Raw genomic sequence first — 19,266 nt, forward strand, 5'->3', positions numbered from 1 at the left:
CTGTCAGCGCCCGCCCAGACTGTCCAGGGTGTGCACGGTGCCCGAGGAGTACAGCTCCTCGATCTCGGTTGCGTATTTCTCGGAGATCGGCTTGCGCCGCAGCTTGAGCGTCGGGGTCAGCTCGTCACCACCGGCGTCCCAGACCCCACCCAGTATGCGGTGACGTTTGATCTGCTCCACCCGCGAGAGGTTCTCGTTCGCCGCTGCGATCCCCTCGGCCACCACCGCCGCGATCCGTTCGTCCTGTGCCAGAGCTTCGCTCGGTATATCGCCGATTCCCAGCCTGGCGGCAAGTGCCGCGGCTGCGTCCGGGTCCAACGTCACCAGTGCCACGTTGAACGGTCTCGCATCGCCGATGACGGCGACGGTGGCGATCAGCGGACACGCGGCCTTCACTGCGTTCTCGATGTTCGCCGGCGACATGTTCTTACCGGCAGCGTTGATCAGAATTTCTTTCTTGCGATCGACGATGCGCACGTACCCGTCGGAATCGATGGTCGCGATGTCCCCGGTGCGCACCCATCCGTCACCGTCGATGGCCGCCACGGTCAGTTCCGGCGCATGCCGGTAACGACCGAAACAGACCGGCCCTCGAACGAGCAGCTCTCCGTCCTCGGCCACCGAGATCTCGTTTCCGGGGAACACCCTTCCGACCGAACCGAGCCGAATAGCGTCCGGCGGGTTCATCGTTCCGATTCCGGTGGTCTCCGTCATGCCCCACACCTCGACGACGGTGATCCCGATGGCAAGGAAGAACTCGAGCGTCGCGGGTGAAATGGGTGCCGAGCCACAAATCGACGCACGCGCCTGATCCAGGCCGATGGCGGCGCGCAACTGCGACAACACCCGAGCGTCCAACGTCCGCCACTCGGCGGCGTCCTCGGCGGGCAAGTCGGGTCCGCCGAGCCGGGCGCGTGAACGCCGACGCCCCAGTTCGATTGCTCGACGGGTGGTTTCCCGAGCGGAGTCTTCGGTCATGGAATCGACCTTCGCTTCGAGCGCTGCCCGAAATTTCTCCCACACCCGGGGAACCGCGAACCACACCGTGGGCCGCGTGTCGATCAACGCGGGGAGAATGGCCTTGGCGTCCTCGACGTAGGTCACTTGCATGCCGAGGATCGCCATCCAGTACAGACTCGAGACCCGGTCCGCTATGTGCGCGGCAGGCATGAACGAGGTGATTCGATCGCCGAATTCGATGGGGATCACCGCATCCAGGCCGAAGGCCGCAGCAAGGACGTTCGCGTGCGAGATCTCGACGGCCTTGGGATCGCCGGTGGTGCCCGAGGTGTAGACGAGCGTGACGATGTCGTCCGGTTTCGTTGCTTCCCAGCTACTTTCGAAATCGAGAGTAGCGGACTGCATCGTTTCCAGTTCCGCGAAGGTCAGGTCCGCACCCTCGACGGGGCCATCCATCGACACGAGGTGATCGAGCTCGGCTCCGCTGGCCACGACAGTGGAGACCATTCCGCTCTCGCACAGCATGATTCGGGCACCGGAATGACCGAGAACGTACGCTACCTGCGCTGCGGAGGACGTGTTGTACACCGACAGTGTCGTAGCACCCACATGCATTGCGGCAGTGTCCACGAGCGCAAAATCGGGACGATTGCGCATCATCAGGGCAACGACGTCGCCGCGGCGCACACCGAGAGCATGCAAACCCGAGGCCAATGCCCGCACCCGAGAGTCGTACTCGGCCCACGTCACCGCGACCGCGTCGCCCGGGGTACGGAATGCGACGGCATCGGGATCGATCTTCCTGGTCCACTGAAACGCCTCGCATACCGTCAGCGGCGAACCGATCCCTTTGCTGCTCAACGGCCTTCTCCTGCCGGACGGATCGCGCGCACGATGGACTTGCGGTGGCCGAGCGTCGGTATGTCCAGCGGTTTGGGATGCCGCGTTCCGAAGTGATCGGACCAGGATCGGTGGGGCCGATGCGGGCGAACGCCCTGAAATGCCAGGTAGGCACCGATTGCCGGCGGCACCACCCGCCGGTAGCCGGCCGACGGGTCGGGCAGCCGATGGAGTGCACGCAGGTCCTCGGTGAACACCGACAGCAGAATGCCGTCAGCGAAGCGCTTCGTGTGACCGGGGAACCACCGCTCCTGCCAATCGAGGAACAGTTGATCGACGATCTTGCGGGCCCCGTCGGTGTGCTCGTAGCCGGCCTCGTAGTCGAAGGTCCAGCGCAAGAACCCCTCCCGCGTCTGCGGAACGTCGAGTCCCATGTATTCGCCGACCTGGCGCCAGAAGTGGAAGCGCGCTTCACGCTCGTTGTCGGTGAAGACGTTCAACCCGAGGTGTTCGACGATGCGATCCGGCTCGAAAGCCAGCGATCCCAGTGTGTACAGCTTGTCGTCGTCGGTGATGCCGAATCGCGAGTGGATCTGCTCCATCCGGTCGATGACCGATCGGCCGTATTCGCTCGAATGCCCGTGATGGAGCATCTCTCCGAAGAAGAGCAACGTGTCGTCGTTGCGTCTGCGTACGTCATGCATCATGTCGCCGGTTCCGGTCCGGTACAGAATTCGCGCAATGGACGGAATCGCCACCTGACGGGCAAAGGCCACGGTGTATGCGGCGTGAGCGAAAACGGCGTCCCCATAACGCACTTCGAGGCTCAGATGAGTGGCTTCCTCATTGCCGACGACCGGGTCGAGTTCCTCGATCCGGCGGCCGACCGCCCGACCCGTCACCCATTTCCGAGACATCAGTGCTGCGCTCGACGCCATGACCGTTCCTCCGCATTCCGTCATCGGCACCAATCAGGAACGGCACCGTTCTCAGTTCACCATGCAACTAGGAACGCCTTCGTGTCAATATGTAATCGACGATCGGACGGATCGAACGAACCAGGAGCGAACGATGACACCCCTCGACTCGGTCGACCCATTGATGGCATTTGCGGTGGCATGGGAGCCGTACGGAGGCGCGTCGGCGGCAGATGTGTTCGTGGAGTTCGGCCTGCACATGGTCGAATATCGACGTCGGCTTGCCGAGCAGCTCAGAAGCCCGAGCACGGAACACCTCGAACCGGCTCTCCGTGAACGCCTCCTGAACTACTCGACGCGACCTCCCCTGCGCTCACGCCGCATCGGCGAATGACAGGGGCTCAGATGTCCGTCGCGAGGTCTCGATCGTCGAGGAAGACGAACAGACCGACCATCAGCGGCAATCCGGTCCGAGCAGCCGGTCCAGCGCCAAGTCCTTCCACAATGCCAGATCCGGCTCGCTGCTCGGCCTCCGTCGGTCGAACGCGTACGTCAGCGCCACACCGCGCATGCTGGTGTTGAGCAGTTCACGCACCACCGGGTATGCCGGTGCGTCGATGAAGGGCACTCCGAACATCGCATCGGTCGCGGTGCGGACTCGCTTGTTCAACGCGCGTTCGACCGGGACCAGCGCACGGCGGAGTCCGTCGTTGTGCCGAGCCCCGATCCACAGTTCGGTCGCCGCCCAGAAATAGTCCTGCTGGTACGTCGACCACATCGCATCCACCACGGCACAGATCCGTGCGCCGGGTGCGGCGGGCCAATCGACCTGCGCGCCGGCGTCATCGACACGAGCCGACGCCAGGTGCTGAACGGCCGCGACCAACAGCTCGTCCCGCGACGGATACTGGTGCAGCATGCGGCCTCGGCTCACGTCCGCCAGTTCCTGAATCTTCACCGTCGACGCGCCCGCATAGCCGAACTCGACCAGGGCCTGCACTGCGGCATTCAGAATACGGTTCTGCGTGACGAGGCTGCGTGACTGCATACGTCGAGTGTTGCCGCTGAGTGCGCCCACAGCAAACGCACCACTCGCGAACGTGTCGCAATACTGCCGTGCGCGAGCGTGTCTGGACCATCGAGGCAAAAGCAGTCAGTCTTGACTGTGTGGTGAAATCGATGTTCAATCCAAAGGCACGCACGGGACTCTCCGCAGTCGCCGGCAGACGACCGCTCCTCTTCACAGCCCGCCAGTACTCGAACGAAAGCAGTCACCGATGACCGAACGAAGCTTCGAAGGACGAACCGCAGTGATGTCGGGAGGTAGTCGTGGGATCGGGTTGGCACTCGCCATCGCCATCGCCGAACGCGGCGGAAACGTCGTGCTCCTCGCCAAGACGGACACCCCGGATCCCCGCCTTCCCGGCACCGTCCACACTGCGGTCGCCGACATCATCGCCGCCGGCGGCGACGCAGTTGCCGTGGTCGGCGACGTGCGCAAGGACGAGGACATCGCCAAGGCCGCTTCGACGGCAGTGGACCGATTCGGCGGAATCGATATCGTCGTCAACAACGCCAGCGTGCTCAATCTCGCTCCTACGCAGGAGCTTCCGCTCAAGCGGTTCGATCTCATGCAGCAGGTGAACGTCCGTGGCACGTTCGCGTTGACCCAGGCGTGCCTCCCTCACCTCGTCGAGTCACCGAACCCGCACGTTCTCACGCTGTCGCCGCCGCTGAACATGTCACAGAAGTGGCTCGGCGAACATCCGGGCTACATGCTCGCGAAATACGGCATGACGCTCGCGACACTCGGGTTTGCTGCAGAATTTGCACACCTTCCGATTTCGAGCAACTGCCTGTGGCCGCAGAGCACGATCGCCACGGCTGCAGTGGAGAACCTCCTCGGAGGCAAAGCCGGAGTGGCACATTCGCGATCCCCCCGGATCATGGCCGACGCCGCGGTCGCCGTGCTCGATCGCAAACAGGGAGAGATCAACGGTCGAACTCTGATCGACGTCGACGTCCTTGCCGAATCCGGAATCACCGATCTCGGTCCGTACGGCGGGGAAGAACCCATCTCTCTCGACATCTTCGTCGATCCCACTGCGTGACATCCATTGACCCGTTGGTGAATCAGCTTCGGTGATCAAGAGGGTGTGCTCGAAGCGGCTGGACGCAGGCCGTGGCATCGGCCACAGTGGAGTGGTGGATACATCCCCTCGGATGCCGGGCACACGCACGTACTCCGTCATGGTCGCATTGGGCAGCTCGTTCGCTGCCGGACCCGGAATCGACCCCGTGGTCGACGACAAGGCGATGCGGTCCGGGAGAAACTACGCACACCTCGTCGCAAAGGACCTGGGTGCCGCGCTCACGGATGCAACGGTGTCGGGTGCCACCACGGCCACGATCCTCGAGAAGAAGCAACGAGTCTCGACGAAGCGGTTCGCGCCACAGATCGACGCAGTCCGAACCTCCACCGATCTCGTGACGATCACCGTCGGTGGAAACGATCTGGGCTATCTCGGCGCACTGCTCGGGTGCGCTGCGGCGAACCGGGTAGCGCACCGCTGGTACGGCCGTCCGGCGGGATGGTTGTTCCGAAAGGCGCTGTCCAAGAAAGACATCACCGACGGTCTCGTATCGGACACCACAGACTCCGTCGTCAGGATCATCGACGAGGTACGGCGGCGTGCACCACACGCGCGGGTTGTGATGGTCGACTACGTCCCGATCGTCGACGACACCACTGTTCCCAGCGACACCGTTCCTCTCACCGCCGAGGAGATTGCGTTCGCCCGCAACGTCTCGGCGACGTTGTCCGACATCTACCTCGCCGCCGGAGCGAAGACCGGGGCAGAGATCGTGTCCGCGTCGTCCTTCGAGTCCGGCCACGGTATCGGTACCGCACAACCCTGGGTTCACGGCTTCCGACCCAACGGACTTCTCGCCGGGTCGTTCCATCCGACAGCAGAGGGTATGCGCGCTGCAGCAGATCTGGTGTTGGAACTTCTCCGACGCAGCGACGGGACCGGGAACGGATCGAGCTAGGAATCAGAAAAGACGGGCCGAACGTCAGACGGCCGAGTTCCGAGACACGCCAGTTCTACTCGGTCCATCGATAGTCGAGGAACTTCCCGTCGAACGTCACCACGACACGATCTCCGTCCTCGTGCGGGCGGCGTTCGACGTTCATCGTAAAGTTGATGGCACTCATGATGCCGTCGCCGAACTCCTCGGCGATCAGTTCTTTGAGCGCCGGGCCGTACACCTCCAGCGCCTCGTGGAATCGGTAGACCGTGGGGTCCGACGAGATGTCGAGTGATCCGCGATAAGGAGCCAGGGTCAACTCGAACAACGAACCTTCGGGCATCCCCAGCTTCTCTGCGAGCACATCGGCATGAGCAACGCTCAGAGGATGCTGGCCGTACAGGGCCGACACCGTCCATGCCACCGGCTTGTCGATCGCCTCGGCCAAAGCGGCCCAACTCAATCCAGCGCGTACTCGTGCAAGCCGAATCTCACCTATCAACGGTTTACCTGCAAAATCGGGCAACAGCTCTCTCCTTCGTAATCGATCCACAGGCCGGGCCTTCTCGATATCGCGTCGCGCGGCTCAGCAACTTCCCAGTCTCAGGCGAGAACTCATGTCTCGCAACATTTCGCATCGAGGCCGCAAGCGCTACCCGATCGCGGATAGGGTGGCGGTTTCCGACATGAACACGACGAAAGTACTGACGACATGACCCAACTCGGTCTCGGCCTTGCCGCACTCGGACGCCCCGAGTACTTGACGGTCGGGCACTCGGACGCTGTGGACGGGCGATTCGACCCGGCAGCCCTGGAACAGCTCTGCCACGCAGTGCTCGACGCGGCGTGGGACAGCGGAGTTCGGCACTTCGACGTGGCCCGGTCCTACGGCTGGGCCGAGCGGTTCCTCGGCAGCTGGCTGTCTCGACAGCCGAATCGGCGCGACGACCTCGTGATCGGCTCCAAGTGGGGATACGCCTACGTCGCCGATTTCCAGCAGGGAGCCGAGGTTCACGAGGTGAAAGAACACTCGGTTGCCCGTTTGGCCGAGCAGTGGCCACAAACCCTCCACGAACTCGGCAGTGCGCCCGACCATTATCTGATCCACAGCGTCACCCCGGACAGCCCGGCCCTGAGCGACGGTGCACTGCTCGACGACCTGCGGGCCGTGGCAGACAGCGGTACCCGAATCGGCATCAGCACGAGCGGGCCACACCAAGCCGACGTCGTTCACGCAGCGTTGAAGACGGGGGTCTTCAGCTCGGTGCAGTCGACGTGGAACCCACTCGAGCCGTCCGTAGGCCCCGCACTGGCACACGCACACGACGCCGGCTGGTTCGTCGTCGTCAAAGAAGCAATGGCCAATGGCCGACTCGTGGCCGAAGATTCAGCACTCGGCCGGGTCGCGGATTCGGCCGGGATCAGCCGAGACGCACTCGCGCTGGCGATCGCACTCGCGCAACCGTGGGCCGATGTGGTGCTGTCCGGCGCGGCCACCGCTACGCAACTCGAGCAGAATGTTGCGGCACTCTCCGTCGACCGCGAGCTGATCGTGGCGGCCGGCCCGAACAGCGCAGAGAATCCAGAGCGCTACTGGAACAACCGCTCCCGCCTGCCGTGGACGTGACCGTCGATTCCACCAGGCTGTGTTGCCGACTCGCGTCGCGACCGCGGAGTCGACTCCGGTCACCGTCGGGTCGATGTTGCGGGCCCTCTCATCGACGCGTCGCGGCGAACACGTCGACCGGGTGCGGCACCCGGGGCCTGCCGTCGGAACCGGGCACCGAGACCGCATCCAGGTAGGCCCGTACCGGCGCGCGCAGATCTGGCGTCAGCCGGGCCTGTACGGAGAAGTCGAGCACCTCGTCGCTCGCGCAAGAGAGGTCGATCTGCGCATCCAGAGCGACCACGTCGTCGAGACAGATCCCGGCGTCGACGAAGGCACTCTCGACGTCGGCGCTGAACCACTGTCGGTGGCCCTGCAGCGGCGGGGCGAGAACGCCGACCAACTTGTTCAACGCGGCCGTCGGCGCAACGGCCACCCACAGCTCACCGCCGGGCCTCAGCAGATCGAGCGCGCTACGCAGCGTTGCCCCCACGTCGGCGACGTAGTACATCGAGTGCACGAACAGCACGACGTCGAAGGACTCGTCGATCGGGGCGTCGCCGAACGACGCGACGTGTGCATCGACGCTGAGGTCGTCGGCCATCAGCGCGGCCATCCTGGCGGTGAACAGCTCCACACTGCCGGGCCAGGGGTCGATACCCACGTACCGCACCGGTTCGCCGGACAGCCGCTGCACCAGCCCCTCGGCAATCCGGACGTCCAGCGACCCGTCACCGCAGCCCACCGACAGCACCGAGATCGGTCCGTCCCCCATCCTGGCCAGCCTGCTCGTGAAGTGCTCGGCGATCAGACCGCGCTGGTTGGACAGTCGCTCGAAAGCGGCGTGGTCTCGGGCATAGGAGTCGGGCGCGAGACCGGGCAGGGGCCCGGTGCCACGCCGCAGGGCGCGCAACGCGTCGAGAAACCCGGCTGCAGTGTCGCTCGACGGAACCGGAGCTATGTTGGACATCAGTATCGAGTGAACCACGACACCATCCACGAGGGTGTTGCTGTTGGGTTCCCGAGAGGAGTGCCATGAGCAACGGAGACACAGCCGAGCGCAGTCTCGAGCATTGGAGCGAGGCAGGCCGAACGGGCATGGAGGCCTTCTACGCCCTGGCCACGGAGGATTACCACCAACTGGCACTGGCAGCCGACTGGCCCGCCCTGCTCGCCGAACACGCGCACGACGGCTGGTCGCTGCTCGACGTGGCCTGCGGCAGCGGCAAGTTCCCCACCGCACTGCGCCGCTACACCGATCTGTCGGCGGTGCCCGAGCTGGCCTACGACCTGCTGGACCCGTCTGCGTTCTCGGTGGCCGAGGCGCGCGGCGCGCTCGGTGCGCCGTTCGTGCCTCGAGAAGACTTGGTGATGACCCTGCAAGACCTGCCCGCCGATCGGACCGGATACGACATCGTGTGGGCCACGCACGCGCTGTATGCCCTTCCGCCTGCCGAGTTGGACGCCGCGGCAGAACGATTCGTGGCTGCGTTGGCCCCCGGTGGCCTCGGTTTGGTTGCACAGGCCACCGAAGCGTCCCACTACATCGCGTTCTACGACGCCTTCCGCGCCGGCGTCCGTGAAGCAACGCCGTACACGACGGCCGAGCAGGTCCGCGACGCGCTGATCCGAGCGGGCGCGGACGTGCGCGACCAGCGCGTCACCTACACCACCTCGACATCCGATCGCCTTGTCGCCGAGGGCTTTCTGCAGCGCTGCGCCTTCGACGACTCCGTGTCGCTCGAGGAGATGGAGGCGGCACCGGTGCTGGGCGACTACCTCGCGTCCTGCCGCGACGCGTCGGGTTCCTACACCTTCTCCCACGAGGCAGCTCTGCTGTGGATCTGACGAACGAACGACTTCCCGAGCAGAACCGCGATGGCGGAATCGACCAGGACTGGGCCGGAAACGATCAGGACTGGTGGGATTGGTACGTCACGCTGGCTGCCAACGATCAGGCACCCACCGAGTTGGTCGACGGGCCGGGCCTGCCCGACATCGAGGCGGCTTCCGACGAGCAGATCGAGCGTGAGCTTGCCGAGCCGTACGCCCTCGACCCGGCCGCAGTCGAGTCCTTCGCTCGGGAAGCCTTCGTGCGGCTGCCCGCGGTGTTGTCTCCCGCAGTGGTACGACGCCTCGCCGAACGCCTCGAGGAGCTACTGCGCGCCGAGCACGGCGACAACGTTTCCGGCCGGTTCACCGCGTTGGAGCAGATGTGGTTGCACGACGACCTGATGCGCGCCGTGGCATTGTCGCCTCGGATCGGCGGCCTGGCCGCGGCATTGCTCGACGAACCGGCCGTTCGGCTCTATCACGACAACGCGCTGTCGAAGGAGCCCGGTTGCGGACGCACACCGTGGCACCACGACGCCGAGCATTTCCCGCTCCAAACCACGCAGGCGGTCACTGCGTGGATGCCGATGTCGGCGATCCCCGGCCGAATGGGTCCGCTGTCGTTCGCCCGCGGCCGAGAGGTGCTGAACGAGGTTGCCGACCTGGAGTTCGACAAGGTCGGCACCTCGTACGACGAGGCCGTCGCTCATCGCTTCGTCGAGCGCGGCGTTGCGGTGGAATCCGAGCCGTTCTCGGTAGGAGACGTGTCGTTCCATTCCGCGCTGTGCTTCCACACTGCCGGGCCGAATCGGACGACGCAGCCGCGCCGAGCGCTGGCCACCACCTACTTCGCCGACGGGGCTCGTGTTGTGGAGTCGCCGACGCTGATCAGCGGCACCTGGCGCGAATTCTTACCCGGCGTCGAGCCCGGCGGCCTCGCGGCCTCGGAGCTGAACCCGGTGGTGGGCCGCCGAGACTGAACCGGTCACGGGCAGATGAACCCATCGTCCACCATCAGACACCGCTTGGGGTTGGTGGGGATTCTGCCCTCGAACGCTTCGCCGATACTGAGTGCACCGTCACCGTTGCTGTCGAGCCCCGGAGACAGGGACGCTGGCAACAGCGGTGCATCGAGCACTTCACCGAGGGTGACCGCACCGTCGTTGTTCGGATCGAAGGCAGGAGCGGCCGACGCTACCCCCGGCACGACGAACAGCCCTGCAACCGTCAATGCCGCGATCGTTGCCACTTTCAGCGGAAGTCGTCCAACCGTCATCGGCTCTCTCCTGTTCGAGGGGAAATACCGGACAATAGTGGCACGGCGGCCGGGTGGTGTCCTAGAGAACCGACGACCCATTCGAGTGAACATACGTACACTGGAAACGGTGGGGACGAAAACTCAGCGCACACAGGAGTTGGGCGAACTCGGCGAGCTCGCCTTACGAGAATTGGCGTCGGCCGCGGGTGGTGTTCGCGCAGTTCACTCAGCAATCGCGCGACGCACATTCGCTGCCGTGAAACTCGGCGTCGGACCCGCCGTCCTGCCGACACAGCTGATGCACGACGCTATCGCCGCCGGCACCTACGCGAGCATCGCGGCCGCCTGCACCGGCGCAGCCAAGGCCGTCGGTGCGCTGACCGGAGGCGACGCCGCGATCGAGGACGATCTCCGGCCGTCGCCGTCGCACACTGCCCTCGGGGCACAGACCATCGCGGTCCTACACGGTCTCATCGGCGACGACATGGAAAAGACCGCCCGAGTGCTCGCCTACCCGATGTCGATTCGCGTCGACGGTCGCCCGGTACTTCCGAAGTACCGCGCCCTCGCCGCGGCGTTCCCCGACGCGGGAGCGCACCTCGTGTTGTTCCTGCACGGGCTCGTCGAGACAGAATCGGCATGGCGACTCGGCGGGCGACCCACCTACGGGGAACGGCTGGACTCCGAAGCCGACACCACCTCGATCTGCCTGCGCTACAACACCGGACGTCGAATCGGGACGAACGGTGCCGACCTGTCGGACCTACTGGAACAGCTCGTGACGGCATGGCCCGTCAGGGTTCACCGGATCACGTTGGTCGGGCACTCCATGGGCGGCTTGGTCTCACGCAGCGCCGCTCATCACGCCGCCGAGAGCGGCCGCCGGTGGGTGGACCTGTTGACGGACGTATTCACACTCGGGACACCGCATCTGGGTGCACCGCTCGCGCACGGCGTCCATGTCGCTGTGGCGGCGCTGGCACTCGCGCCCGAAACCCGGCCGTTCGCACACCTGTTGGCGCGCCGAAGCGCCGGAATCCGCGACCTGGTCCACGGATCGATCACCGAAACAGAGGGACATGCCAGCTACGCCGACGGATTCGATGTCGGAACGGCCGCGGACATCACGGTTCCGGAGGGGGTTCGGCATCATCACGCCTCCGCCGTCATCACCGGAAACCCTCGACATCCGGTCGGGATCTTCGTGGGCGACGGCCTGGTCCGCACCGACAGCGCCGGTGGTCGAAACAAGCTCCGCGACATAGGACTTCGTCCGGACGACGGTTTGGCGATCAACAGCGCACATCACTTCACCTTGCTCAACGACGAAAGGGTGTACGGCTGGATGCGACGCGCATTGGTCGGTGACGACACAACTGATGGCTCGGATCTCGGCTTCGTCATCGAATCGGCCCCTCGGCTCTGAATTCCGGCCTCCGGTCGGCGTCGGATGTCCGAAGCCTCCTGAGAAGTCCACTTTCCTGGCGGATAGAGCGTTGACGAACGCAATTCACTGAGAGTAGTCTCACCGAATGAGAGAAACGTCTTCCAAAGAGGGGTCCGCACATGCACGCATGCGGCGGGATACTCACGCCCGCCTCATTCAAGCGGGTGGTCGCGCATTGGCTCAGGGAGGCTTGGACGGTGTCAAGACAGCCTCCGTCGCACGAGACGCGGGTGTCGCCAACGGAACTTTCTACCTTCATTTCGACGACAGAGACGCTCTGGTAGCAGCCGTCGTCGGCCAGGCAGTGGAAGAGCTTGCGCGAGCGCTATGGGAAGTCAGACAGGATGATTCGTCGTTGTCGGCCACAGATCGTCGAGCCGTCGACGCCATCGTGTCGTGTGCCGAGCAGAACCGCGATCTGTTCGTCGGCGCGATGCGCGCATCCTCGCTACTCGCGGGTGCCGACCCGTTCGACGCCCTGCTGGAACAGCGACGACTCGAACTCGTCGCCGCTCGAACATCGACCACGAGCACGGTCGATCCTGACCAACGGGCCACCGTTCGGGCAGAGTTCGCGATGCTCACCGGCACCCTTTCGTGGTGGCTGACGGAAGACACCGGAGTCAGTCGCGACTCTCTGATCGACACGCTGGTCGCGATCATCGGTGCCGTCGGTGGCGCGTGACGTGAAACCGCACATTCACAGCGAGGGAAGGAACCCGGAAGTAGCTATGTACGAACACCCCACTTTTCCTCGAACCGAACCTGCTGACGCGGACCCAGCCACTCGCCGTGAGCGATACCGTTCATCGTCGTCGAATTCGGTTCCGACTTACGACGTGGATCTGTACTCGGCGCATGCCATCGCCGATCCCTATACCCACTACCGCGCACTGCGGGAACTCGGGCCGGTCGTGTGGCTTTCGAAACATGACATGTACGCCGTCTCCAGGTATTCCGAGGTTCATGACGTCCTGGCCGACGATTCGACGTTCCGGTCCGGAGATGCGATCGCACTCAACAAGTTGGCGCGCTTCTTCGGAAGCAAGACCGCTCTCGTCAGCGACGCCGATGTGCACGCTGCTCGCCGAAAGCTCGTAACCAGCCGACTGACTCCGAAGGCTTTGCGGCCCTTGCGGGCCGAAGTCGCCGAGCTGGCACAGGGGCTTGTGCAGACCGCCGTGTCCCGTGGCGATATCGACGGCGTGGCGGACCTGGCTCTCGCCCTGCCGCTGACGGTCGTTCCCAACTTGATCGGGTGGCCCGAGTACGGGCGCGCGAAGCTGTTGGACTGGGGCATTGCAGGATTCGACTTCGCCGGACCCACGAACCGCCTCTTTTTCAAGTCGCTGCCCCGTGTCATCGCTATGCGCATGTTCGTCGGAAAAGTCGTTCGCCGTCGGGATTTCGCACCCGATAGTGCCGGAGAGGAACTCCTGGCAGCGGTAGACGACGGCACTCTTTCCAAGTCCGAGTGCGCGTCCCTGCTGATCGACCTGTTGGCACCGTCGATCGACACGACAGCGAGCATCATTGCCGCCGCACTGCAGTTGTTCGCCGACAATCCTGATCAGTGGAACGCACTGCGCAACGACCGATCGCTCATGCCCAAGGCAATCAACGAGGTCGTCCGCCTCGCGTCTCCCCTGAGAGCGTTCCAGCGTCGCGTGAACAACGACACGGTCGTCGCGGGCACGAACCTGGCCGCCGGCTCACGACTTCTCATGCTCTTCGCCTCTGCCAACCGCGACGACCGAGTCTGGGACGACGCCGACGCATTCGACATCTCGAGGGATCTGGTAGGTCACGTGGGCTTCGGCTACGGCGTACATTCCTGCGCCGGACAAGGTCTCGGCCGGTTGGAGACCAGTTCGATCCTCGAGGCGTTGCTCGACCACGTCGAGTCCATCGAACGTCGCGGACCTGGCAAGAGAGCGTCCAACAACGTCATCTACCGCTGGGAGGAACTCCCGCTTCGACTGGTGCCGCTGAGCGGTGAGAAGTGAGAGCCCACGCGCCCGGATACCGCATCGATCGCTGGATTACTATATTTGGAGGTGAGTCATGCTGTTTGCGATCCAATTGCTTGTGACCATCAGCATTCTCGCGTACGCCGCCGTAGCCGCAGCGGCCGACCTCAACAGCACCCACGCCACCAACCCCCTGTGGGGCGGCCATGCCCGATTCCATGTGGTGTGGCAGGTATTCACTCACATCGGGGTGGGAGTTGTTGCGCTGGTGCTGGTCTGGGTACCGCTCGGATCCATCGAACTACGCCTCGTGACGGCCATGTCCCTCACATTCGTCGTCCTCTTGGGATTCTTCGTCTCCGCCCTCGCGATGCCGCTCTACGACGGCCGACTCGCGGATCCGAACGGCTACCCGCAGTTGGCGATACCGATCGGTCGACGTAGGTACGGCCTCGACTTGAACGTCCTGCTGTTCGGCACCGCGATGGTTGTTCTCGCAACGGCAGCTCTGCTCACCGTGACCAACGGAGGTTTCCCATCATGAAGCTCGCTACCGGTCGCATCGGCGACCGCGATACTGTGCTGTCCCAGAACACCGACGGCCATCTCGTCGATGTCGGGTTCGTTGCGAGACAACGAACTTTGACCATGCGCGAGCTCATCGAGTTGGACCCGACCAGCCGAGGGCATCTCCTGGATCGAGTACGCCACGCCACACACGAGGCAGTGGTGAGCATCGACGAGATCACCTGGCGACCACCGATACTCACTCCATCGAAGATCGTCGGTGTGGCCCTGAACAACGACGTGTTCAACTATCTCGCGTCGCGGAAGATGAACGCCCCGATGTACTTTCTGAGCCCGTCGACGGCCATGACCGGGCACCGCGGCGCCATTCGCATCGATCCTGCATGGGGACTGGTACATCCTGAGCCCGAACTCGCAGCAGTGATCGGTACCGAGATGAAGAACGTGGCACCCGAGAAAGTGCTGGACGCGATATTCGGGTACACCATCATCAACGATGTCACGTCTCCTGGTTTGAAAGCGGACGACAGCGTCGAACTCGTCATGCCCGAGGGCTTCGATGTGAACGAACCGTGGCGCACCATGCGTGGCCCCCAGGACACGTCGCTCTACCTCACGTATCACGCTCGCTCGAAAGGTACCGATACATTCGCGCCCATCGGACCATGGATCACCTTGGCGCACTCGGTACCCGACCCCAATGCGCTCGGTGTTCGGGGATACCTCGACGACGAACTGGTACTGGAGGATTCGACCGCTAACTTGACCTTCTCCATCGAGACAGTATTGGCGCACCTGTCCCAATCCATGACACTCCTGCCCGGAGACATCGTGCACTTCGGCACGGCAGCTCGGCCCAGCCGACCGGATCGGTTCCCGACCATCAGATCGATCGATCTGTCACAGTTCGGCGGAACCGTGTCGATCGAAATCGATACTCTCGGTCGTCTGGACAACTCGATCTGCAGATCGAGCAATCCCTGAGTGCCACCCCGCGGTACTACTCCTTTCGAGGCGCGAATCAGTATGTAACTCAGTGGAATCGGTCGGGCGCGCACCCTCGGGGTGATGGCCGGTGCCGTCGAGTCCGCTCCCCGAACACGCTCGAACAGAAAGTTGAAGGCAATGCCCATCGCTCTGGAGCATCGTTCCGCCATTCACGACTTGGTCGCCGAATTCGCTTGGCGCGTAGACCACAACGACGGCGTGGGGGTCGAGAACCTCTTCACCGAACACGGCGTATACGACATCGCCGGCTGGGTGATCAGCGGGCGAGAGGACATCAAGCACTTCTACGACGACCGTCGGGCTCGCGGCTCACGAACGTCGCGACATCTGTTCACCGGACTTCGATTGACAGCCAACGACGATGCCATCACGGGAATCAGCGTACTGACCTTGCACGCCGAGCAGGGTGCGCCTCCCCTTCGACTCGATCCGGTGCTCGTGGCCGACTACTCCGACACCTACGTCAGAGATGAAGACGGCCGCTGGCTGTTCGACAACAGGGCGGTGACGCCCTTGTTTCTCAGGGACGTTCCGAATCCGTAGCCGAGAAAGCGTTGCGACGTCAACGTGGTTCGCGAGTGACATCCGGATCGTGGGCCGTCCAGGGCCTTTCCAACGGACCAACCAGTGAGGCCTCCTGGTCGAGGACGCGTAGTTCGTCCGACTACTCCGAGCAGAGCGAGGTCTCGCATGCGGCTGAGCGAAGGCCTATTCGTCGTTGCCGAAGAACCACCAGGTGAGGCTGATCGCTATGACGGCTGCGAGCAGGAACAGGACAGCGCTGGTCCAGTGCGGGTTCCCGGTGTCGATGTAACGCAGGTGCACGGCTGCGTCCTCCACATCTGTGGGTAGGCCTGCTGGCCCCTCGTCGTCGGCTTCGTCCAGTTTGTCACCACGCCCGTGAAATCTCGGGGTTTCATGTTCTGCGGGGGTCGGTTGGCAAGATCTACGGCCGGCCTGGTCGATCATCTACGTAGTCGGCGATTTCCGGTGCCAGGGCGGCATCCCGCGAAGCCGCAGAACAGGCGGGTGCGCGTGATGCTGTCCGGACGCGGTTCGGCATGCGGGTGTCGGATCACTCCGACCGGCGACGTGCCCCGAGAACCGCACTCGCAGCGCGCGCCATCGATCGGCGATCTCGAGCAGCCTGTCCTGGGACTGTGGGCGCGACAACTCCACGATCGACTCACACAGCCACGGCTCGAAATACCGCAGCGCCTCGTCCGCACGCACCGATCCCGACTCGTCGGTGAGCACCTGCAACTGGTTTTCACGCAGCAGGTTCAGCAATTCGTTCTGGTCGATCGGCTCCGGCCCACCCGGTACCGACCGATCGGGATCGATATCGCTCCACCGCTGCAACTCCAGTTCGCAACGACGTGCGTTCGTCTCGATCACCGCAGCGACAGCGTCGGAACTCACACCGTCGGGCAATGCCGCAATCACTTGCGCCACAGCCGCTTCGAAGCGAGCCCACCCCTGACGATCACCGGTTCGGTGCCACCACGTCATCGCGGCAGCGTGGTCCCACACCCGCACCAACTCCTGCTCCCGTTTGGGTAGAGACCGCATTGCCTCGCCGATCGCGAACCACCGATGCTGGCAATACCTGCGCGCTACATCTGCGGCATGCCGATCATCGGCGCTGCCGGTAATCTGCGCAGTACGCGCCAGCTTCTGATGATGCAGCAACGCTTTTCGTGCTCGGGCCACCACCGCCGCGGTCTGCACTCGCGCAGTTCTACGCCTCCCGGGCAACCACGACTCCCAGAACTTCATCACATTCATCGCGTATCGCACCTTTTCCGCTTCACGGCGACCGCACCCACGACACAGAGACCGATCTCCCATCCAGTCATCGTTTTCGTGGGGCGTCATCGGTATCCCCCTCGGCGAGATCTGCATCGTCGAGATCTGCATCGTCGACGAAGACGAGCACACCGGTCTCGAGCGCGACCGCCCATCGCCGCGGTTGCGCCCAGTCTCGACCGAGATCGTTCGAGGCCGACAACACATCGATGAAATCCTCGACGATGGTCCCGGCGCAGACCCCGCTCTCAGGTCGAACTACATCGACGACATCACCGATAGCGCGCGAAACATTTGTGTTATCTCCCGACACAGACATATCGGTATCTAAACACCTCGTCGCAAATTTTGCACGGGCGACGGTCCGAGCCAGCAACTTTTCAGGCATCGATATCGTCACCCGTGTCCGCGGCTGACATCCGCCCACTTACGATACCTCGCACGGGAACGCAATCACGAAACCGGAACGGCTGAACAGCTCGAAGTACATCGAAAGCCGGCTTCGATCCCCTACTTACGGCAAATCATGTCGAGTCCCGCTCCGGATATCACCGTTGACCAGCACCGCCTCATCTACCGGGTCTTCCTACCTGACATGTTCGAGGCACCATCACCCTTCGAACTACGTCGGCAGTCTGGTTAACCTTCAGCAAGCCCGCAGGGGCGGGTGACGTACACCTCCGAATCGGCTCCTCCGTTTCGAATTCCTGACTCCGATCGGCGTCGGATTTCCGAAAGCAAGGAGCCGATCTGACGCGGGGCGCGAACGAAAGAACTCCGACCCCCGGGAGCGGAATCAGGAACCAGGGACCGTCGCCGAACGATCGGTGCTGATCGAGCCGGTGTCAGGTGACACTGCGGCATTTGGGACGATTCGGGCATGACGACGAACCGGCAGACGCCCTCCGACCATGGGGACAACGAGCAGAGTCGACCCAGCCTGGATCAGCGACCCGGACTCGATGAGGTTCCCAGGGGACGGCCGCCGGCGACGGAATTGGCGGCGAACGTCGTTCGCGGCGGTCTGATCGGTCTGGCTGAAACGGTTCCCGGGGTCTCCGGCGGCACGGTCGCCCTGGTCACCGGCATCTACACCAGGGCCATCGCGTCGGCGAAGCATCTGACGGACATCCCCAAGGCCGTGGCGACGAGGTCCGACGTGCGCGCCGAGGTCCGTCAGGTCGATTGGTGGCTGCTCGTCACGGTCGGTGTCGGCATGCTGTTGATGGTGTTCTCGGTGGCGGGAATCATGGCGTCGTTCGTCACGGATCAGCCCGTCCACTCCAAGGCATTGTTCATGGGCATGATCGCGATGTCGGTGGCGATCCCGTTCATGGAGATCACGCGTGGCGCTTTCTGCACCACCCGGTCTCGACTGTCTGCCGTACTTCTGTTCGTCGTTCTCGCTGCCGGAGTCGTTGTTCTCACGTCGTTACCCGGGGTCGAGCCGTCGAGCCCGTCGTTGATTCTGGTGTTCTTCGCCGCGACGATCGCCATATGTGCGCTCGTGCTGCCAGGCGTGTCGGGGTCGTTCTTTCTCCTGGTCATCGGCCTGTACGCGCCGACGCTCACGGCCGTCGACGAGCGGAACCTGACGTACCTGGCCGTCTTCGCGTTGGGCGCTCTGGTGGGGTTGGTCAGCTTCGTTCGAGTGCTCGAGTGGTTGCTGGCGAACTACCACGATCTCGCGATGGTCGCCGCTGCCGGCCTGCTGTTGGGGTCGTTGCGCGCGCTGTGGCCGTGGCAGGGCGAGAACAGAGAGCTGCTGGCCGTCAGCAACGAATGGCCCGCTGCCTTGGGATTGTTCGCCGTCGGAGTTGCGATCGTGGCTGTGGTTGCCATCGCTCAGCGGCGACTGGCAATTACGCGTACGTCCTGACCGAAACGGCAGGCGTAGCCGGCCATCCACGCCCCTCGTCGGAATCCGCACCGCCTGCAGGCGCCGTGAATTCCCACTAGTGCGGCGCGCCTGAAGTAGTTGGGCGGTTTTGTTTGGTTGAATTACTCATGCGCGCCGCACCGTTGTTGATCGCCGATTCCGACCGTGCCCAGCTCGAGAA

At 63.8% G+C, this 19,266-nt stretch carries 22 protein-coding genes; 13 read left to right on the plus strand and 9 right to left on the minus strand.

Features of this window, described 5'->3' with window-relative positions:
* Positions 1-3: 3 nt before the first annotated feature.
* Both CH302_RS10845 and CH302_RS10850 read right to left on the minus strand, forming a co-directional pair.
* Positions 4-1,821 carry an AMP-dependent synthetase/ligase gene (locus tag CH302_RS10845; protein WP_230596406.1) on the minus strand — a complete coding sequence of 606 codons (1,818 nt, stop codon included), beginning with the start codon at positions 1,819-1,821 and terminating at the stop codon, positions 4-6.
* Positions 1,818-2,738 carry an oxygenase MpaB family protein gene (locus CH302_RS10850; protein WP_037194308.1) on the minus strand — a complete coding sequence of 307 codons (921 nt, stop codon included), beginning with the start codon at positions 2,736-2,738 and terminating at the stop codon, positions 1,818-1,820. Before CH302_RS10850 ends, CH302_RS10845 begins: the two co-directional genes overlap by 4 nt.
* Positions 2,739-2,871: 133 nt before the next feature.
* Between CH302_RS10850 and CH302_RS10855 the strand changes: the two genes are divergently transcribed.
* Positions 2,872-3,111 (plus strand): hypothetical protein, encoded by a 240-nt coding sequence (locus tag CH302_RS10855; RefSeq protein WP_037194643.1) that lies wholly within the window; start codon positions 2,872-2,874, stop codon positions 3,109-3,111.
* A gap of 60 nt (positions 3,112-3,171) precedes the next feature.
* Here CH302_RS10855 and CH302_RS10860 read toward each other — a convergent pair whose 3' ends face one another.
* Positions 3,172-3,765, minus strand: coding sequence for a TetR/AcrR family transcriptional regulator (locus CH302_RS10860; RefSeq protein ID WP_052047980.1), 594 nt, complete (start codon positions 3,763-3,765; stop codon positions 3,172-3,174).
* Between the two features lie 229 nt (positions 3,766-3,994).
* Between CH302_RS10860 and CH302_RS10865 the strand changes: the two genes are divergently transcribed.
* Together CH302_RS10865 and CH302_RS10870 are read left to right on the plus strand one after the other, a co-directional pair.
* The gene (locus CH302_RS10865; RefSeq protein ID WP_094649938.1) at positions 3,995-4,828 is read left to right on the plus strand and encodes an SDR family oxidoreductase; all 834 of its coding nucleotides are present in this window, start codon (positions 3,995-3,997) and stop codon (positions 4,826-4,828) included.
* A 94-nt stretch (positions 4,829-4,922) separates the two neighbouring features.
* A complete protein-coding gene (locus CH302_RS10870; RefSeq protein ID WP_141216622.1) occupies positions 4,923-5,768 on the plus strand; it encodes an SGNH/GDSL hydrolase family protein in 846 nt (281 codons plus the stop codon).
* A 55-nt stretch (positions 5,769-5,823) separates the two neighbouring features.
* On the opposite strand, the gene cynS is transcribed toward CH302_RS10870, so the two are convergent.
* Complete coding sequence (cynS, locus tag CH302_RS10875; RefSeq protein WP_052047979.1) at positions 5,824-6,273, minus strand: cyanase; 450 nt, start codon at positions 6,271-6,273, stop codon at positions 5,824-5,826.
* 186 nt (positions 6,274-6,459) lie between these two features.
* Between cynS and CH302_RS10880 the strand changes: the two genes are divergently transcribed.
* Positions 6,460-7,374, plus strand: coding sequence for an aldo/keto reductase (locus tag CH302_RS10880; RefSeq protein ID WP_037194301.1), 915 nt, complete (start codon positions 6,460-6,462; stop codon positions 7,372-7,374).
* 88 nt (positions 7,375-7,462) lie between these two features.
* Here the strand turns inward: CH302_RS10880 and CH302_RS10885 are convergent, their stop codons facing one another.
* On the minus strand, positions 7,463-8,323 hold the full coding sequence (locus tag CH302_RS10885; protein WP_141216623.1) for a class I SAM-dependent methyltransferase: 861 nt from the start codon (positions 8,321-8,323) through the stop codon (positions 7,463-7,465).
* Between the two features lie 65 nt (positions 8,324-8,388).
* Between CH302_RS10885 and CH302_RS10890 the strand changes: the two genes are divergently transcribed.
* Positions 8,389-9,201 carry a class I SAM-dependent methyltransferase gene (locus tag CH302_RS10890; protein WP_037194297.1) on the plus strand — a complete coding sequence of 271 codons (813 nt, stop codon included), beginning with the start codon at positions 8,389-8,391 and terminating at the stop codon, positions 9,199-9,201.
* On the plus strand, positions 9,192-10,166 hold the full coding sequence (locus tag CH302_RS10895; protein ID WP_052047978.1) for a phytanoyl-CoA dioxygenase family protein: 975 nt from the start codon (positions 9,192-9,194) through the stop codon (positions 10,164-10,166). Before CH302_RS10890 ends, CH302_RS10895 begins: the two co-directional genes overlap by 10 nt.
* 5 nt (positions 10,167-10,171) lie before the next feature.
* Here CH302_RS10895 and CH302_RS29580 read toward each other — a convergent pair whose 3' ends face one another.
* Entirely contained in the window at positions 10,172-10,462 is a 291-nt protein-coding gene (locus CH302_RS29580) for a hypothetical protein (RefSeq protein ID WP_037194295.1), read from the minus strand.
* Between the two features lie 109 nt (positions 10,463-10,571).
* Between CH302_RS29580 and CH302_RS10900 the strand changes: the two genes are divergently transcribed.
* From CH302_RS10900 to CH302_RS10925, 6 genes are all read left to right on the plus strand, one after another.
* Positions 10,572-11,870, plus strand: coding sequence for an esterase/lipase family protein (locus tag CH302_RS10900; RefSeq protein ID WP_052047977.1), 1,299 nt, complete (start codon positions 10,572-10,574; stop codon positions 11,868-11,870).
* Positions 11,871-11,976: 106 nt separating this feature from the next.
* Positions 11,977-12,576, plus strand: a complete 600-nt coding sequence (locus CH302_RS10905) for a TetR/AcrR family transcriptional regulator (RefSeq protein ID WP_082323801.1) — start codon at positions 11,977-11,979, stop codon at positions 12,574-12,576.
* 154 nt (positions 12,577-12,730) lie between these two features.
* Positions 12,731-13,897 carry a cytochrome P450 gene (locus CH302_RS10910; protein ID WP_037194291.1) on the plus strand — a complete coding sequence of 389 codons (1,167 nt, stop codon included), beginning with the start codon at positions 12,731-12,733 and terminating at the stop codon, positions 13,895-13,897.
* Positions 13,898-13,955: 58 nt separating this feature from the next.
* Positions 13,956-14,405 carry a hypothetical protein gene (locus tag CH302_RS10915; RefSeq protein WP_052047976.1) on the plus strand — a complete coding sequence of 150 codons (450 nt, stop codon included), beginning with the start codon at positions 13,956-13,958 and terminating at the stop codon, positions 14,403-14,405.
* The gene (locus tag CH302_RS10920) at positions 14,402-15,373 is read left to right on the plus strand and encodes a fumarylacetoacetate hydrolase family protein (RefSeq protein WP_037194289.1); all 972 of its coding nucleotides are present in this window, start codon (positions 14,402-14,404) and stop codon (positions 15,371-15,373) included. Before CH302_RS10915 ends, CH302_RS10920 begins: the two co-directional genes overlap by 4 nt.
* Before the next feature lie 141 nt (positions 15,374-15,514).
* On the plus strand, positions 15,515-15,940 hold the full coding sequence (locus CH302_RS10925) for a nuclear transport factor 2 family protein (protein ID WP_037194630.1): 426 nt from the start codon (positions 15,515-15,517) through the stop codon (positions 15,938-15,940).
* Positions 15,941-16,105: 165 nt separating this feature from the next.
* On the opposite strand, the gene CH302_RS29585 is transcribed toward CH302_RS10925, so the two are convergent.
* From CH302_RS29585 to CH302_RS10935, 3 genes are all read right to left on the minus strand, one after another.
* Positions 16,106-16,366, minus strand: coding sequence for a hypothetical protein (locus CH302_RS29585; RefSeq protein ID WP_141216624.1), 261 nt, complete (start codon positions 16,364-16,366; stop codon positions 16,106-16,108).
* On the minus strand, positions 16,367-17,185 hold the full coding sequence (locus tag CH302_RS10930) for a hypothetical protein (protein WP_141216625.1): 819 nt from the start codon (positions 17,183-17,185) through the stop codon (positions 16,367-16,369).
* A gap of 67 nt (positions 17,186-17,252) precedes the next feature.
* Complete coding sequence (locus tag CH302_RS10935) at positions 17,253-17,606, minus strand: hypothetical protein (RefSeq protein WP_230596405.1); 354 nt, start codon at positions 17,604-17,606, stop codon at positions 17,253-17,255.
* A 480-nt stretch (positions 17,607-18,086) separates the two neighbouring features.
* On the opposite strand from CH302_RS10935, the gene CH302_RS10940 reads away from it, so the two are divergent.
* Complete coding sequence (locus CH302_RS10940) at positions 18,087-19,085, plus strand: DUF368 domain-containing protein (protein WP_082323800.1); 999 nt, start codon at positions 18,087-18,089, stop codon at positions 19,083-19,085.
* Positions 19,086-19,266 lie beyond the last annotated feature (181 nt).

The sequence above is a fragment of the Rhodococcus sp. 15-2388-1-1a genome, from assembly GCF_002259145.1.
Lineage (GTDB): Bacteria > Actinomycetota > Actinomycetes > Mycobacteriales > Mycobacteriaceae > Rhodococcoides.